This is a genomic window from Stutzerimonas azotifigens (assembly GCF_013522725.1).
GTDB classification, from domain to species: domain Bacteria; phylum Pseudomonadota; class Gammaproteobacteria; order Pseudomonadales; family Pseudomonadaceae; genus Stutzerimonas; species Stutzerimonas azotifigens_A.
Window position 1 is genome coordinate 96069 of the sequence record NZ_JAAMRF010000001.1, and the last position, 17035, is coordinate 113103.

Genomic DNA, 17035 nt, shown 5'->3' on the forward strand with positions numbered 1-17035 from the left:
GATCGTCGGGCGCTTGCAAAGCGGTGGGCGAAAAAGGCCGGCATCTTACACCGAGCGACCGTGCGGTTGAATTTCCATTGAGCAGGAGCCTGCATGACGACTCGCGTGCTGATCCCGGTGGCTGACGGCAGTGCAGACCTGGATATCGCAACCCTGCTCGATGTGCTGCGGCGCGCTGGGTTCGACGTCCTGCTGGCCAGCATCGAGGCGCGCCGGATGCTTACCTGCGAACGGGGAATGCGGATCACCGCCGACGTGATGCTGCTCGATGTGCTGGCGCAGCCGTTCGACCTCGTGGTGCTGCCCGGTGGCGCTCAAGGTGCCGAGCGGCTCGGTGCGCATCAACCGCTGGCCGAGCGGGTCGGCCGACAGGCGGCGGCTGGAGAGTTCTTCGCTGGAACAGGCGCGGCGCCGGCGCTGGCCCTGCATGCCTATGGCGTGCTGCGCATGCGGCGGGTGACCTGCGATCCGGCATTCAGCGATCACCTCGGCAGCGCCACCTTCGTCGAGCAGCCGGTCGTGGTCGACGGTAACTGCGTTACCGCCCAGGGGCCCGGCAGCGCCCTGGGGTTTGCGCTGGAGCTGGTCGAGCGCCTCGCCGGGCGAGCGATGCGGCGCTCCGTTGCCGAGGGGCTGGGTGCTTCGGTCTGAGGTTTCGCCGGTCACGCCAGGGCGAACTTGTCCTTGCGCGCACCAGTCTCTAAAACAGACCAGTGCCATCCGGCAATGGCGAAGCGAGACGGTGTTGATTGGTGGATAGCGTAGATCTGGCAGTACTGCGACGCGCTCGCGACTGGATGCGCGAGGGGCACGAGGTGGCTCTCTACACGGTCGTCGAAACCTGGGGCAGCGCGCCCCGCCCGGTGGGTTCGCTGCTCGCCCTGCGCGGCGACGGGCGCATTGAGGGCTCGGTCTCCGGCGGCTGCATCGAGGACGATTTGCTGGCGCGGTTGCCGCTGAGCCGAACCGACGGTCCCGTCTGCGGGCTGATCACCTACGGCGTGAGCAAGGAAGAGTCGGCCCGTTTCGGCCTCCCTTGCGGTGGGACCCTGCGCCTGGTGCAAGAGCCGTTGAGCACGGCGCAGTGGATAGACGAGTTGCTCGAGCGCTGCGCCAGCCATCAGCGGGTCGTCCGCGAGCTCGACCTGATCAGCGGCGCGGTCAGCCTGCGGTCGGCCGCGCGGGACGAATGCTTCGCCTTTGACGGCGCCACGCTCAGCGCACCCTTCGGGCCGGGCTGGCGAATCCTGATGATCGGCGCCGGCCAACTGTCGCGCTACGCGGCGGAGCTGGCGCGCGGCCTCGGGTTCGAAGTGCTGATTTGCGATCCCCGCGAAGCCTACAGCCAGGATTGGCCAGTGGAAGGTGTGCGCTTCGTGCCTGGCATGCCGGATGACGCGGTGCTGGCCATCGAGCCCGACGCGCATACCGCCATCGTCGCACTCACCCACGATCCGCGCCTGGACGACATGGCGCTGCTTACGGCGCTCAGATCGCCAGCCTTCTATGTCGGCGCGCTGGGCTCCCGGGCAAACAGCGACAAGCGTCAGCAGCGCCTGCTTTCCCTCGGCCTGAACGCGCGGGACGTGGAGCGGCTGCATGGCCCGATCGGATTGCCAATCGGCAGCCGCACCCCGGCGGAGATCGCCTTGTCGATGATGGCCGAGGTGGTCGCCGAGAAGAACGCCCTGCTCAACCCCCGAAGCGGGCCTCAAACCGCTGCTCGGCGCTGCGCCTGATGCCGACTGGCGTGGCGCGGGCCAGTATCCTTCTCGCCGCAGGCGAGGGACGGCGCTATCGACAGCAGGGGGGCGAAGACAAGCTGCTCGTATCGAGCCGGCGTGACGACCCCGCATCGCCGGTGGTGCTGCTGGCATCCATGCAGTTATTCGCCGGCGTGTGCGAGCGGTGTGTGGTGGTGCTGCCGGCCGGTAACCCGGAGCGTCTGGAGCTGGTCGAGCGACACGCCGCGGAGCTCGGGATCGAATGGCTGGTCGTCAATACCGACGGCCTGGGCCACAGCCTGGCTCAGGCGGTGGAGCGCATTCCGGTACACGCGGGCTGGCTGGTGGGGCTGGCTGACATGCCTTACGTACAGCGCAAGACCCTCGAGCAATTGGCGGCCGCTCTGCGCCCCGAGACGCTCCTGGTGCCGACCCATGCGAACCGCCGTGGGCACCCGCGAGCCATCGGCGCTGCCTATTTCGACGTCTTGCGGCAGCTCGACGGCGACCGCGGCGCGCAAGCGCTGTTCGCCAGCGCCCAAGTGGCCGAGCTGCTTGTCGAGGACGCCGGCATCGCCCTCGATATCGACACGCCTGCCGATCGCCTTTGAGCGCGGGATCGACCTGCGCAACGGCCGGTCGTCGGTCGAGGACGCCTTCTCACGTCATGCGCCGCTAAGGCCTTCGGTCAGGCAATGCCCGTGATTCGGTCGTTATCGGCAGCGATCTTTTCAGCCTCGACGAATGGCTGAACGATCACGCCGCGGCCCCGGTCGTAAAACCTAGACGCAACCACTGCGCAACCTACGCGCCAGACGTAGCGGCGCGACAACCGACCGTGAGGCACCCATGAGCGCAACCCCCACCCGCGAGGGGGCGACCCCCGTTGCCGCCTGCCCGATTTCCCTTGAACTCAATGGCCGCACCCGGCAACTCGAGGTGTATCCCTGGACCACGCTGCTCGACCTGCTGCGCGAGCAACTGCAGCTCACCGGTACCAAGAAGGGCTGCGACCACGGTCAGTGCGGCGCCTGTACCGTGCTGCTCAACGGCAAGCGAATCAATTCCTGCCTGACCCTGGCCATCATGCATGACGGCGCCAGCCTGACGACCATCGAGGGCTTGGCCGAGGGGGACGAACTCCACCCGATGCAAGCCGCCTTCGTCGAGCACGATGCCTTCCAGTGCGGCTATTGCACGCCCGGGCAGATCTGCTCGGCGGTGGGCATGATTGCCGAGGGCCGCGCCAACGGCCGCGACGATATCCGTGAGCAGATGAGCGGCAACCTCTGCCGCTGCGGCGCTTATCCCAACATTCTCGCGGCCATCGAAGACGCCGCCTCCGAGACGCGCGAACGTCTGTCGGCCGTGCAGCAGGTGAAACCATGAATCCCTTCAGCTACGCACGGCCGGCCGCCGTCGACGAGGCCATCGGGTTGTTCCGCCCGGACAGCCGCTACATCGCCGGCGGAACCAACCTGCTGGACCTGATGAAGGAGAACGTCACCCGTCCGACCCAGCTGATCGACATTACCCGGCTGCCGCTGCACGACATCGAAGAAACCGCCGACGGCGGGCTGCGCATCGGCGCGCTGGTGAGCAACGCGGATCTGGCCTGGAATCCGCTAGTGGAGGCGCGCTATCCGTTGCTGTCCCAGGCGATCCTGGCCGGCGCCTCGCCGCAGTTGCGCAACATGGCCACCACCGGCGGCAACCTGTTGCAGCGCACTCGCTGCTACTACTTCTACGACAGCACCACGCCGTGCAACAAACGCGAGCCGGGCTCGGGCTGTTCCGCGCGCGACGGGCTCAACCGCATCCACGCGATCCTCGGCCACAGCGACAGCTGCATCGCCGTGCATCCCTCCGACATGTGCGTGGCGCTGGCGGCGCTGGAGGCGCAGGTGATCGTGCAGGGTACCGGTGGCGAGCGCCGCATCGCCTTCGCCGATTTCCATCGCCTGCCGGGCGACGCACCGGAGCGTGACAACACCTTGGCCGACGGTGAGTTGATCACCGCGATCGAGCTGCCCGCGCAAGGGTTCGCCAGCAACAGCGCGTACCTGAAGGTGCGCGACCGCGCCAGTTATGCCTTCGCGTTGGTCTCGGTGGCCGCCGCGCTGGAGCTGGACGGCGATCGCATCGTGTCGGCACGTCTCGCCCTGGGTGGAGTGGCGCACAAGCCGTGGCGCAAGCCAGAAGCCGAGACGGTGTTGGTCGGCAAGGTTGCGAACGAGGCGGCCTTCGATGAAGCCGCCAGTCTTTTGCTCGCCGGTGCGTCCGGCTTCGAGCACAACGCATTCAAGATCGACCTGGCGCGCCGTTCCATCGCCCGCGCCCTGGGCGAAGCCGCCAAAGGAGCCAGCCGATGAACAGCTCGACCTCACCGTTCGGAAAACCCCTGGCGCGTGTCGACGGGCCGCTGAAGGTCACCGGGCAGGCCCACTATGCCGGCGAATTTCACGTGCCCGGGCTGCTCTATGGCAGCGTCGTCAACAGCAGCATCGCCCGTGGGCGGATCGTCAGCATCGACGCCAGCGCCGCCGAGGCGGTGCCCGGCGTGGTGCTGGTGCTCACCCATCAGAATCGCCCGCCGATCGCCAGCTACGACGAGCCCTACGAGGACGACGATGCCGCCGACGGGTCGCCGTTCCGCCCGCTGTTCAACGACCGCATCCTCTACAGCGGCCAGCCCATCGCCCTGGTGGTGGCCGAGAACCTGGAGTTGGCGCGCCATGCCGGTAGCCTGGTGCGCGTCGAATACGCGGCCGAGCCGCACCACACCGACCTGCTGAGCGAGCTCGAGACGATGCACAAGGCGCCAGCCGAGCTGCCGTCACCGCGTGGCGACGTCGACGGCGTGCTGCGCGGCGCGATGCTCAGGCTCGATCTGGAATACAGCACACCGGTCGAGCACCACAACCCGATGGAGCCCCATGCATCCACGGTGCATTACCTGCCCGACGGCAAGCTCGAGATCTACGACAAGACCCAGGGCGTGCAGAACTGCATGCGCTATCTCGAAGGCGTGTTCGGCATGGAGGGGCAGATTCGCATCCTCTCACCCTTCGTCGGCGGCGCTTTCGGTTCCGGCCTGCGTCCGCAATACCAGCTGCCGCTGGCGGTGATGGCGGCGCTCAAGCTCAAGCGTTCGGTGCGCGTCACCCTCAAGCGCCAGCAGATGTTCACCTTCGGCTACCGTCCGCGCACCGTGCAGCGAATCGCCATCGGAGCCGCGCCCAACGGCCAGCTCGAGGCGATCAGCCACCAGGCTATCGGGCAGACCTCGCGCTTTGAGGACTTCACCGAGCACGAGGTGGAGTGGTCGGGGATGCTTTACGAGTGCCCTAACGTCAAGCTCGATTACCAACTGGTGGCCCTGGACGTCTATACGCCGCTGGACATGCGTGCGCCGGGCGCGACCATTGGCGTCTACGCGCTTGAATGCGCGATGGACGAGCTGGCCTACGCGGCGGCGATCGATCCCGTTGCGCTGCGAATGAGGAATTTCACGGCCCACAACGGCAACGAAGACAAACCCTATTCGAGCAAAGAGCTGCGCCAGTGCTACGAGCAGGGCGCCGAGCGTTTCGGCTGGTCGCGGCGCTCGATGGAGCCGCGCAGCATGCGCGACGGCCACCAGTTGATCGGCTGGGGGATGGCCACCGGTGTTTGGGAGGCGATGCAGATGCCGGCCAGCGCCAAGGCCTGCCTGGAGCCTGACGGTCGGCTGGTGGTCAGCAGCGCCACCTCGGACATCGGTACCGGCACCTACACGGTGATGACGCAGATCGCGGCGGACACCATGGGCCTGCCGATGGAGCAGGTGGAGTTTCGCCTGGGCGACTCGAACCTCTCCCAGGCCCCGCTCGAAGGGGGCTCGTTCACCGTGTCCTCGGTCGGCAGCGCGGTCCAGCAGGCCTGTCAGGCGCTGCAGCAGAAGATCCTGGACGCGGCGCAGCAATCTCCGGTATCGCCGTTCACGGGGGTGACCCTCGATGGGGTCGTGTTCGACGGTGGCCGGATGCAGCTGAAGGATCGACCCGATACGGCGGTCGAGCTCACCCAGATCGTCGCGGTCAGCGGCGTGCTGGAGGTCGAGGTCAAGGCCGAACCGGGCAAGCAGCGCGAGAACTACGCCAGTGCCACCCATTCGGCGGTCTTCGTCGAAGTGCGGGTGGACGAGTCGCTGGGCACGGTGAAAGTCAGCCGTGTGGTCAGCGCCGTGGCGGCGGGCCGGGTGGTCAATCCCAAGACGGCGGCCAACCAGATCATGGGCGGCGTGGTGTGGGGCGTGGGCCAGGCGCTGCAGGAGGAAACCCAGATCGACCACACGCTGGGCCGCTACATGAACCACAACCTGTCCGAGTACCACATCCCGGTCAACGCCGACATCGGCGAGATCGACGTGATCTTCGTCGAGGAAAAGGACGAGATCGTCAACGCGCTCGGCTCCAAGGGTGTCGGCGAGATCGGCATCGTCGGCGTTGCCGCGGCGGTGGCCAATGCCATCTACCACGCCACCGGCAAGCGCATCCGGGATTTGCCCATCACCCTCGACAAGCTGCTCTAGCGCCTCATCCGCGCCGCAAGCCGTGGCGGCGCGGACAGCTAGCCTGCCTTGTCGCCCGTTTCCGGCTCCTTGTAGAGCCGGTCGCGGTTGGTCAGGGTGGGGAACAGCTTCATCCAGGTCCCTGCGATCAATAGCGTTCCGACGCCACCGATCACTACGGCCGGCACGGTGCCGAACCAGTGGGCGGTCAGGCCGGACTCGAATTCCCCAAGCTGGTTCGAGGCACCGATGAACAGGCCGTTCACCGCGCTGACGCGGCCGCGCATTTCGTCCGGGGTTTCCAGCTGCACGAAGGCGCCGCGGATCACCATGCTGACCATGTCCGCCGCGCCCAGTACCACCAGCACGCCCATCGACAGCCAGAACGAGGTGGACAGGCCGAAGGCGATGGTCGCCAGGCCGAAAATGCCCACCGCGGCGAACATCACCCGGCCCACTTGGCGATTGATCGGATAGCGCGCCAGCCAGAACGACATCAGCAGCGCACCCACGGCTGGCGCCGAGCGCAGCAGGCCCAGACCCCAGGGTCCGGTGAGCAGAATGTCCTTGGCGAACACCGGCAGCAGCGCCGTGGCGCCACCGAGCAATACCGCGAACATGTCCAGGGAGATCGCGCCGAAGATGTCCGGGCGGCTGCGGATGAAACGCATCCCCGCTAGCAGGTTGTCCATGGCCGGTCCCGTCTGGCGGGGCGGTGCCGGGCGCTTGGGCAGGCTCAGCATGAGACTCACGGCGATGGCGAACAGCGCGGCGACCGGTGCGTAGACCCAGATCGGGCCCAGGGCGAAGAGCAGCCCGCCGGTGGCCGGCGCGACGATGGTTGCCGCCTGCATCGCCGAGGAGGACGCCGCGACCGCCGCCGGGAACAGCGGCGTCGGCACCAGGCTCGGCAGCAGCGCCTGGGTGGCCGGCATCTCGAACGCCCGGGCACTGCCGAGCAGGAAGGCGAGGACGAAGATCATTTCCCGCGTGATCCCGAGCCCCCAAGCGCCGAGCACCAGCGACAGGGCGATCAGTCCTTGCAGGCCCTGGCACAGGGCGGCGACCCGGCGTCGATCGAAGCGGTCGGCGACATGCCCGGTCCAGAGGATGAACAGGGCGCGGGGAAAGAACTCGGCCAGGCCCACCAGGCCCAGATCCAGCACGTTGCCGGTGAGCTCGTACATGTGCCAGCCGATGGCGACGGCGAGCATCTGGAAGCCACTGGCGGTACAGACCCGGGCGAACCAGAACTTGATGAAGGGGACCTGGTGACGCAGCAACAGCTTGGCGTGGGTAGACATGTGCGAGCGCAGCGGGGAAACGGGGGCCGCACATTAGCATGCGGCAGCGACCCAGGCGCACCGCGTGGTGAACCGTTCGTTCGCTGTTCGCACGCTTTGCTCGGAGGGACCGCGGGGGCCTGGCGGCGCCTCAGCGATCCTTGATCGCCCTGAGGATCACGAACTTGGGCGTCGCTGCCACTTGCTCGACCTTGCCGAACAGCCGCTTGAGCTTAAGGTGGTAGCCCAGGTGGCGATTGCCGACGATCCACAATTCGCCGCCTTTGGCGAGTGCGGCCTTGGCCTGGGTGAACATGCGCCAGGCGAGGAAATCGCCGACCACCTGCTGTTGATGGAACGGCGGGTTGCACAGCACCAGGTCCAGCGACGCGGGAGGCTGCTCGGCCAGGCCATCCCCGGCACGGATGTCAGCCGGGCGATCGCCCAGTGCCGCCTGCCAGTTTTCCCGCGCCGACTGCACCGCCATGTAGCTTTCGTCCACCAGGGTGAGGCTCGCCTGCGGGTTGTGCAGCGCGTAGATGATGCCGAGCACGCCGTTGCCGCAGCCCAGGTCCGCGACGCGCAGATCGCCCAGCGCTCGGGGCAGATGGGGCAGGAAGGCGCGGGTACCGATGTCCAGGCTTTCTCGGCAGAACAGGTTGGCGTGGTTGACCAGCGTGAGCAGCGGCTCGTCCAGGCGATAACGGGTGGGGTAGGGCGAATCGACCGAGGCCTTCTGCTCGGGGCTGGCGAAGAGCAGGCGCGCCTTCTTCACCGCGAGCGAGGCCTGCACCGGACCGATGTAACGCTCCAGCAGATCGCCGGCGGCGCGCGGCAGGTGCTTGACCATGGCTGCGGCGATCACCTGGGCGCCTGGCGCCAGCTGGCCCTGCAGGCGGATCAATTGCTCTTCGAGCAGTGCCAGCGTCTTGGGTACGCGGATCAGCACCCAGTCGAACGGCCCCTGGGCGGTCTCACTGGCGGGTACGAAGACGAGACCGTCAGCGGCCAGCTCGTTGCGCTGCAGGTTCTTTTGCAGCGCCAGGTGCGCCAGATGCGAGTCACCGCTGCTGATCACCTGGGCATGCCCGGCCAGCGAGCAGGCCAGCGCGCCGAAGGCGTCGTTGAGGATCAGCACGCGCGAATCGGCTTGCAGCCCCTGTTCATGGAGGTGGCTCAGCAGGTACTCGTCGGCGGCGTCGAACGCCTGCAACGGCTCGTTGGGTTGTTCCGGCTGGCGGATCAGGTCGAGGCGCGCGAAGGGACTGTCGAGAATAGGCATAAGAACTGGCGGTGTTTGTCGGCGTCGGAATGGAGTATCAAGGTCGGCAGGCCAAGCTGCCGATATCCGCGAAGGGAGCGAAGTATGACCGTCAGCGAAGAGAAGTTCACCCGCCAGCGCCTGCTCGAGGTGCAGACGCTGACGCCCAGCCTCTTTACCTTGCGTACCACCCGCGACCCGGGCTTTCGTTTTCGCGCGGGGCAGTTCGCCCGGCTCGGCGTACGCAAGGCCGACGGCAACATTGTCTGGCGGGCCTACTCGATGGTCTCGGCGCCCCACGACGAGTTTCTCGACTTCTTCTCCATCGTGGTGCCGGGCGGCGAGTTCACCAGCGAGCTGTCGCGTCTGAAGCCCGGCGACGAGCTCATGGTGGACAAGCAGGCGTTCGGCTTTCTGACCCTCGATCGCTTCCCCGATGGCCGCGACCTCTGGCTGCTCGGCACCGGTACCGGCATCGCGCCGTTTCTCTCTATCCTGCAGGATCTGGAAGTGTGGAGCCGCTTCGAACGCATCGTGCTGGTGTACAGCGCACGGCATCGCGCCGAGTTGGCCTACCAGACACTGATCCGCGAGCTGCCCGAGCGGGAATACCTCGAAGGCCAGGGGCACAAGCTGCTCTACCTGCCGGTTGTGACCCGCGAGTCGATGCCCGGTGCGCTGAATGCGCGGATCACCACGCTGATCGAGAACGGCGAACTTGAACGCGCCGCCGATCTGCCGCTGGTGCCGGAGCATTCGAGGATCATGCTGTGCGGCAACCCCGAGATGATCGACGACACCCGGGCCGTGCTCAAGGCGCGCGGGATGAACCTGTCGCTGACCCGGCGCCCGGGTCAGGTGGCGGTCGAGAACTACTGGTAGACGCCACCGTAACCTTTGGTCATCCCTGGCCCGGAACTTAAGCCTCGTCCGCCCCGCCGAAATCTGACAGCAGAAACCAGGAGGGGCAGGGGATGATCATCCTCATCATGGGCGTGTCCGGCAGCGGCAAGACCACCATCGGCGAGCGGCTGGCCGAGCGCCTGGGGTGCGGGTTCGCCGATGCCGACCAGTTTCACAGCGAAGCCAGCAAGCAAAAGATGGCGCAAGGCATCGCGCTCACGGATGAAGACCGCATGCCCTGGCTGCGGGCCATCCGTGCGGCCATCGACGAGCAGTACCGGAAAGGGCAAACCCACATCTTCGCCTGTTCGGCCCTCAAGCGCGCCTATCGCGACCTGCTGCGCGGCGACCGGGCCGATCTGTTCATGGTGTACCTGAAGGGCTCGCCCGAGCTGCTTGCCGAACGTCTGACCCGCCGTCGCGGCCATTTCTTCGCGCCCGAGCTGCTGCAGGATCAGCTCGACACGCTGGAGCCGCCTGGCCCTGACGAAGCCCTGATGGTGGACATCCGCCAGACGCCCGAGGCCATCGTCGAACAAATCGTCGCGGCGCTGCCCGAGCAGGTATAGGCGCAAACGAAAAAGCCCCGGTACAGGACCGGGGCTTCTTCGAATCGAGGCTTACGCCAGCTTGCGGTGCTTGACGCGCTTGGGCTGGGAGGCCGCCTCGCCGAGGCGCTTCTTGCGATCGGCTTCGAACTCGGTGTAGTTGCCCTCGAAGAACACCACCTGCGAGTCGTCCTCATAGGACAGGATGTGGGTGGCGACACGGTCGAGGAACCAGCGGTCGTGGGAGATCACGATCGCCGAACCGGGGAAGTCCAGCAGCGCCTCTTCGAGCGAACGCAGGGTTTCCACGTCGAGGTCGTTGGACGGTTCGTCGAGCAGCAGCACGTTGGCGCCTTGCTTGAGGGTCAACGCCAAGTGCAGGCGACCGCGCTCACCACCGGAGAGGTCCTTGACGAACTTCTGCTGGTCCGAGCCCTTGAAGTTGAAACGCCCGACGTAGGTACGCGAGGGCACTTCATAATTGCCGATGCGGATCTGGTCCAGGCCGTCGGAGACCATTTCCCAGACGGTCTTGTCGCCGACCAGCTCTTCGCGACTCTGGTCGACCGAGGCGAGCTGAACGGTTTCGCCGATCTCGATGCTGCCCGAGTCCGGCTGCTCCTTGCCCATGATCATGCGGAACAGCGTCGACTTGCCCGCGCCGTTGCCGCCGATCACGCCGACGATGGCGCCCTTCGGCACGCTGAACGAGAGGTTGTCGATCAGCAGGCGATCGCCGTAGCCCTTGGAGACATTCTTGAACTCGATGACCTTGTCGCCCAGGCGTGGCCCGGCCGGGATGTAGATCTCGTTGGTCTCGCTGCGCTTCTGGAATTCCTGCGATTGCAGTTCCTCGAAGCGCTGCAAGCGGGCCTTGGACTTGGCCTGACGCGCCTTGGCGCCCTGGCGAACCCATTCGAGTTCGGCCTTCATCGCCTTCTCGTGGGCCGACTGCTGCTTGGACTCCTGCGCCAGACGCGCGGACTTGGCGTCCAGCCAGCCGGAATAGTTGCCCTCGTAGGGGATGCCCTGGCCGCGGTCCAATTCCAGGATCCAGCCGGCGACGTTGTCGAGGAAGTAGCGGTCGTGGGTGATCGCCACCACGGTGCCGGGGAAGTCGTGGAGGAAGTGCTCCAGCCAGGCGACCGAGTCGGCGTCCAGGTGGTTGGTCGGTTCGTCCAGCAGCAGCATGTCGGGTGCCGACAGCAGCAGGCGGCACAGCGCCACGCGGCGCTTCTCGCCACCGGACAGATGGCCGATCTTGGCGTCCCACGGCGGCAGGCGCAGCGCATCGGCGGCGACTTCCAGCTGGCGCTCGAGGTTGTGGCCATCGGAGGCCTGCAGGATCGCTTCGAGCTTGGCCTGCTCGGCGGCGAGGGCGTCGAAATCGGCGTCCGGCTCGGCGTAGGCCGCGTAGACCTGATCCAGTCGCGCCTGGGCATCCTTGATGACGCTCACCGCTTCCTCGACGATATCGCGAACGGTCTGTTCGGGGTCAAGTTGTGGCTCTTGCGGCAGATAACCCACATTGAGATCGGGCATCGCCCGGGCTTCGCCGTCGAACTCGGTATCGACGCCGGCCATGATGCGCAGCAGCGTGGACTTGCCGGCACCGTTGAGGCCGAGCACGCCGATCTTGGCGCCCGGGAAGAACGACAGGGAAATGTTCTTGAGGATTTCACGCTTCGGCGGAACGACCTTGCTCAGCCGGTGCATGGTGTAGACGTATTGAGCCATGGAGACGAATGCCCGTGACGAAAGGAAAAAGTGAAAACGAAACGACCGGGCCGATGGCTCGGACATGCCGGCAAAGCTACCGGAATGCCGAAGTCAGGGCAAACCGCCGAGCGGGCAATGCTGGCACTTTGCCTTACGTCAAGGCATCCTAGCGGGTCGCCCCTGATACTCGACGCAACACAGCTTTATTCTTACGGATTGTTTAGCGTGGGTAGACCCCTGACTCCTGCATCACCCAAGATCAGCCAGCCCTGGCTTACACGACTGCTCGACCGTGCCACGGCCGTGCTGTGCTGGTTTCCCGGCCCGCGGCGGGTGTTTGAGCGGAACAAGACGCTGCGTTACGCCGCCAATGCCCTTGCCGCAGTCGAGGAACGGGTGCTGATCACCACTCTTGACGGGCGTCTGGATTACCTGAACGTTTCCGCCGCTGCCATGTTTGGCCTCGATAACAGGCAGGCGGCCCGCTACCGGCTTCATGAACTGTTGCCGAGCCTCGACCCGCAGGCGCTGGTGCGCAACCTGGGCGACAGCGAGCCTTACCTTGAGCCCTTGCGCCTGCTGCAGTATGGCGAGCAACGGCTGTTCTCCATCACCCGACGTACCCTCGCGCTCGATGGCGGCCGTGCCTCCGGCTTCGTCTGGCTGCTGCGCGACATCACCGAGGAGCAGGTGGCGCGCGAGGCGTTGGTCGAGCGCGAGCGATTCTGGTCCGATGTGCTCGGCACTGTGTCCGACACCCTCTACGTACAGGACCTGCAGGCCAACCGGGTGCTGTATTCCAACCAGGATCTGGCCCGACAGCTCGGCTATGGGCGGTGCGAAGACGCCAACCGCTTCTGGCGCACGATCACCCATCCCGACGATCAGGATTACATGGCCCGGCTGCTGGCGCTGCGCGCCAGTCTGAGGGACGGCGCGGTTCAGGAGTCCCTGCTGCGCTGGCGTCATCATGAGGGCGGGTGGCGCTGGTTCAGCGTCAGCGAGCAGGTGCTGACGCGCGATGCGGTCGGTCGCGCGGAGCGGCTGATCGGCGTGGCGCGCGACGTGACCGAGCAGATCGAAGCCAGCCACGCGCTGCGCACCAGCGAGCGGCGTTACCGGATGCTCGCCGAGAGCCTCAGCGATGTCGTCTTTACTACCACCCGCGACGTACGCATCGACTTCATCAGTCCCTCGATCGAGACGGTGCTGGGCTACAGCCCTGCGTGGGTCGCGGAAAACGGCCTGGCGGACGTGGTGACCAATCCGCGCCAGGTCGCCGCGTTCCATACGCTGATGCGTGAAGTCCGCGCGGCCGCCAACGACCCGGCGGCGCTCGCCGTGCTGCGCAATCAACTGCCACGCAAAGTGTTGCATTTCGACTGCCTTTCCCTGACCGGCAGGCGGGTACCGATCGAGCTGCGGATCATGCTCATCCTGACCGAGCAGGATCGCTTCGGCGGCACCCTGTGCATCGGTCGCGACATCAGCCTCCAGCGCCGCGCCGAGAAGGATCTGCGCATGGCGGCGACAGTATTCGAGCATTCCACCGCAGCGATCCTCGTCACCGATCCGGCGGGCTACATCGTTCAGGTCAACGAAGCTTTCACCCGCATCACCGGATTTTCTGGCGTGGAGGTGATCGACCAGCTGCCCTCGCGCCTCATCGCCGACCGGCAGCAAGTCGACCAGATCGGTTACATACTCCGACAACTCAGGGCGCGTGGCAGCTGGGAAGGGGAGTTCTGGCTCAAACGCAAGGATAGCGAGATCTGTCCGTGCTGGATCGGCGTTACCGCGGTGCGTGACGACGAGGGCGACCTGGTCAGCTACGTCTGCTTTTTCAGCGACATGAGCGAACGCAAGGCGAGCGAACAGCGCATCCACCGGTTGGCCTACTACGACGGCCTGACCGGACTGCCCAACCGCACCCTGTTCCAAGATCGCCTGGATAACAGCCTGCAGCAGGCCGCGCGGCGTGGCGACTGGGTGGTGCTAATGTTCCTCGACCTGGACCGCTTCAAACCGATCAACGATTCGCTCGGCCATGCCGCCGGCGACCGGATGCTCAAGGATGTCGCGGTGCGCCTGGCTGCGTGCGTCGAGCAGGACGATACCGTGGCCCGCATGGGCGGGGACGAATTCACCTTTCTGCTGCACCCGATCGCCCACCGCGACGCGGCGCTGAAGCGGGCGGTGACGGTGGCCGAGCAGGTGCTGGCGAGCCTGGCCGAGCCTTTCGTGCTCTCCGGGCGTGAGTTTTTCGTGACCGCGAGCATTGGCATCGCCCTGAGCCCGCAGGATGGCGCCGAACTCAGCCAGCTGATGAAGAACGCCGACACGGCCATGTATCACGCCAAGGAGCGGGGAAAGAACAACTTCCAGTTCTATCGGAGCGACATGAACGCCAGCGCCCTCGAGCGTCTGGAGCTGGAAAGCGACCTGCGCCATGCCCTGGAGCACGGCCAGTTCGTCGTGCACTACCAGCCGCAATTCTGCGGCGATGGCGTGCGCCTGACCGGGGTGGAAGCGCTGCTGCGCTGGCAGCATCCGATTCGCGGTCTGGTACCGCCCTGCGACTTCATTCCGGTGCTCGAGGAGGTCGGGCTGGTGGTGGAGGTGGGGGCCTGGGTGCTCGACGAGTCCTGCCGGCAGATCTCCGACTGGCAGCGGCTGGGCATCGCCGTGCCGAAGGTCTCGGTGAACATTTCGGCGCGCCAGTTCAGCGATGGGCAGCTCGGCTGGCGGGTCGCGCAGATCCTCGACAGTACCGGCATCGACCCGGCCTGCCTGGAACTCGAACTGACCGAAAGCATCCTGATGACCGATGTCGCCGAGGCGATGCGCATCCTGGCCGGGCTCAAGGAGCTGGGACCGTCCATCGCGGTGGACGATTTCGGCACCGGCTATTCCTCGCTCAACTACCTCAAACAGTTCCCGATCGATGTGCTGAAGATCGACCGCAGCTTCGTCGACGGACTGCCCGACGGCGAGCAGGATGCCCAGATCGCCCGGGCGATCATCGCCATGGCCCACAGCCTGAACATGTCGGTCATCGCCGAGGGCGTGGAAAACCAGGCGCAACTCGATTTCCTCCGTCGGCACGGGTGCGACGAGGTACAGGGCTTCTACCTCGGGCGCCCGGTGCCAGCGGATGAAATCGAGCGGCGTTTTCCGAGCCGCTGGACTCAGCCTGCATGAGCGCGCTTCGTCATCGGATGATCGCCCTTCATACCTACCGTGCCAGCGATAGGGTAGAATCCGCGGCCTCTTTCTTACCGCCCAGCTGATACCAGGGGACCGCCATGTTCAGCCGTGATTTGACCCTCGCCCGCTTCGACGCCGATCTCTTCGCTGCCATGGAGCAGGAAGCCCGCCGTCAGGAAGACCACATCGAGCTGATCGCCTCGGAAAACTACACCAGCCCGGCGGTCATGGAAGCCCAGGGCAGCGTGCTGACCAACAAGTACGCCGAAGGCTATCCGGGCAAGCGCTACTACGGCGGTTGCGAGCATGTCGACGTGGTCGAGCAACTGGCCATCGATCGCGCCAAGGCGCTGTTCGGCGCCGATTACGCCAACGTGCAGCCGCATGCCGGTTCCCAGGCTAACGCCGCGGTCTACCTGGCGCTGCTCTCGGCTGGCGACACCATCCTCGGCATGAGCCTGGCTCACGGTGGACACCTGACCCACGGCGCCAGCGTTTCCTCCTCCGGCAAGCTGTACAACGCCGTGCAGTACGGCATCAACGACCAGGGCTTGATCGACTACGACGAGGTCGAGCGTCTGGCCTTGGAACACAAGCCAAAGATGATCGTCGCCGGCTTCTCCGCCTACTCGCAGGTGCTGGACTTCGCCCGCTTCCGCGAAATCGCCGACAAGGTCGGTGCCTACCTGTTCGTCGACATGGCCCACGTGGCCGGCCTGGTCGCCGCTGGCGTCTACCCGAATCCGGTGCCGTTCGCCGACGTGGTCACCACCACGACCCACAAGACCCTGCGCGGTCCGCGCGGCGGTTTGATCCTGGCTCGCGCCAACGCCGAGATCGAGAAGAAGCTCAATTCCGCTGTCTTCCCAGGTGCGCAGGGCGGCCCGCTGGAACACGTGATCGCGGCCAAGGCCGTGTGCTTCAAGGAAGCGCTGCAGCCTGAATTCAAGGCCTATCAGCAGCAGGTGGTGAAGAACGCCCAGGCCATGGCCGAAGTGTTCATTCAGCGTGGCTTCGACGTGGTGTCCGGCGGCACCCAGAACCACCTGTTCCTGCTCAGCCTGATCAAGCAGGACATCACCGGCAAGGATGCGGACGCCGCCCTGGGCCGCGCCCACATCACCGTGAACAAGAACAGCGTGCCGAACGATCCGCGCTCGCCCTTCGTGACCTCGGGCCTGCGCATCGGTACCCCGGCCGTCACCACCCGCGGCTTCGGTGAAGCCGAGTGCCGTGAGCTGGCCGGCTGGATCTGCGATATTCTCGACAAGATGGGCGACGAGTCGGTGATCGAGGCGGTGCGCGCCAAGGTCGAGGCCGTCTGCGCCAAGTTCCCCGTCTACGGCGCCTGATCCGAGTGGCCACGGAGCCCGGTGCACCCTGTGCGCCGGGCTTCTTTTTGCCTGTCGCGGGGGACTCACCGTTACAAGCGTTCTATAGTCTTGAAGTAATACGGGAGCATTGCCATGACCGGACCTGCACAAGAACGTCGCCGATTTCAGCGCATCGACTTCGATGCCTCGCTCGTGCTTACCCAGCATGACCAGCGATGGAGCGCCACGCTACTGGACCTTTCGTTGCAAGGAGTCCTTGCGGAGCGGCCGGAAGACTGGAACGGCGATGCCTGCCTGCCGTTCAGCGCTCGCATCGTGCTAGGGCCCGACGCACAGGTGCGCATGGAGGTCGATCTGGCGCATGAGGAGGGCAACGCCCTGGGCTTCGCCTGCCGGCATATCGATCTGGATTCGATCAGCCACCTGCGCCGTCTGGTGGAGCTCAATCTGGGCGACAGCGAACTGCTCGAACGAGAGTTGGCGGCGCTGGGCAGCTGAGCCCGA

General features: G+C 66.0%; 14 protein-coding genes. 11 read left to right on the forward strand and 3 right to left on the reverse strand.

The window, feature by feature from the left end:
* Positions 1 to 93 precede the first annotated feature (93 nt).
* The 6 genes from G7026_RS00450 to G7026_RS00475 all read left to right on the forward strand — a co-directional run bounded on the left by G7026_RS00450 (position 94) and on the right by G7026_RS00475 (position 6297).
* Entirely contained in the window at positions 94 to 651 is a 558-nt protein-coding gene (locus G7026_RS00450; RefSeq protein WP_181068632.1) for a DJ-1 family glyoxalase III, read from the forward strand.
* Positions 652 to 752: 101 nt separating this feature from the next.
* Complete coding sequence (locus G7026_RS00455; RefSeq protein ID WP_181068634.1) at positions 753 to 1739, forward strand: XdhC family protein; 987 nt, start codon at positions 753 to 755, stop codon at positions 1737 to 1739.
* Positions 1739 to 2335 (forward strand): nucleotidyltransferase family protein, encoded by a 597-nt coding sequence (locus G7026_RS00460; protein WP_181068636.1) that lies wholly within the window; start codon positions 1739 to 1741, stop codon positions 2333 to 2335. The genes G7026_RS00455 and G7026_RS00460 overlap by 1 nt, the downstream gene beginning before the upstream one ends.
* A 238-nt stretch (positions 2336 to 2573) precedes the next feature.
* Positions 2574 to 3113 carry a (2Fe-2S)-binding protein gene (locus tag G7026_RS00465; RefSeq protein ID WP_181068638.1) on the forward strand — a complete coding sequence of 180 codons (540 nt, stop codon included), beginning with the start codon at positions 2574 to 2576 and terminating at the stop codon, positions 3111 to 3113.
* Positions 3110 to 4096, forward strand: a complete 987-nt coding sequence (locus tag G7026_RS00470; protein ID WP_181068640.1) for an FAD binding domain-containing protein — start codon at positions 3110 to 3112, stop codon at positions 4094 to 4096. The genes G7026_RS00465 and G7026_RS00470 overlap by 4 nt, the downstream gene beginning before the upstream one ends.
* Positions 4093 to 6297, forward strand: a complete 2205-nt coding sequence (locus G7026_RS00475) for a xanthine dehydrogenase family protein molybdopterin-binding subunit (RefSeq protein ID WP_181068641.1) — start codon at positions 4093 to 4095, stop codon at positions 6295 to 6297. The genes G7026_RS00470 and G7026_RS00475 overlap by 4 nt, the downstream gene beginning before the upstream one ends.
* Before the next feature lie 38 nt (positions 6298 to 6335).
* On the opposite strand, the gene G7026_RS00480 is transcribed toward G7026_RS00475, so the two are convergent.
* Both G7026_RS00480 and G7026_RS00485 read right to left on the reverse strand, forming a co-directional pair.
* Positions 6336 to 7580 (reverse strand): MFS transporter, encoded by a 1245-nt coding sequence (locus G7026_RS00480; RefSeq protein WP_181068643.1) that lies wholly within the window; start codon positions 7578 to 7580, stop codon positions 6336 to 6338.
* A 130-nt stretch (positions 7581 to 7710) separates the two neighbouring features.
* Entirely contained in the window at positions 7711 to 8841 is a 1131-nt protein-coding gene (locus G7026_RS00485; protein WP_181068644.1) for a methyltransferase, read from the reverse strand.
* A gap of 84 nt (positions 8842 to 8925) precedes the next feature.
* On the opposite strand from G7026_RS00485, the gene G7026_RS00490 reads away from it, so the two are divergent.
* Positions 8926 to 9702, forward strand: a complete 777-nt coding sequence (locus G7026_RS00490; RefSeq protein WP_181068646.1) for a ferredoxin--NADP reductase — start codon at positions 8926 to 8928, stop codon at positions 9700 to 9702.
* A gap of 92 nt (positions 9703 to 9794) precedes the next feature.
* Positions 9795 to 10292 carry a gluconokinase gene (locus G7026_RS00495; RefSeq protein WP_181068648.1) on the forward strand — a complete coding sequence of 166 codons (498 nt, stop codon included), beginning with the start codon at positions 9795 to 9797 and terminating at the stop codon, positions 10290 to 10292.
* A 51-nt stretch (positions 10293 to 10343) separates the two neighbouring features.
* Here the strand turns inward: G7026_RS00495 and ettA are convergent, their stop codons facing one another.
* Entirely contained in the window at positions 10344 to 12008 is a 1665-nt protein-coding gene (gene ettA, locus G7026_RS00500; RefSeq protein WP_181068650.1) for an energy-dependent translational throttle protein EttA, read from the reverse strand.
* Between the two features lie 207 nt (positions 12009 to 12215).
* Here ettA and G7026_RS00505 point away from each other — a divergent pair, with 207 nt between their 5' ends.
* From G7026_RS00505 to G7026_RS00515, 3 genes are all read left to right on the forward strand, one after another.
* Positions 12216 to 15191 carry a bifunctional diguanylate cyclase/phosphodiesterase gene (locus G7026_RS00505; protein WP_308811736.1) on the forward strand — a complete coding sequence of 992 codons (2976 nt, stop codon included), beginning with the start codon at positions 12216 to 12218 and terminating at the stop codon, positions 15189 to 15191.
* Positions 15192 to 15295: 104 nt separating this feature from the next.
* On the forward strand, positions 15296 to 16549 hold the full coding sequence (gene glyA, locus G7026_RS00510; protein WP_181068654.1) for a serine hydroxymethyltransferase: 1254 nt from the start codon (positions 15296 to 15298) through the stop codon (positions 16547 to 16549).
* Between the two features lie 114 nt (positions 16550 to 16663).
* Complete coding sequence (locus tag G7026_RS00515) at positions 16664 to 17029, forward strand: PilZ domain-containing protein (RefSeq protein ID WP_181068655.1); 366 nt, start codon at positions 16664 to 16666, stop codon at positions 17027 to 17029.
* Positions 17030 to 17035 lie beyond the last annotated feature (6 nt).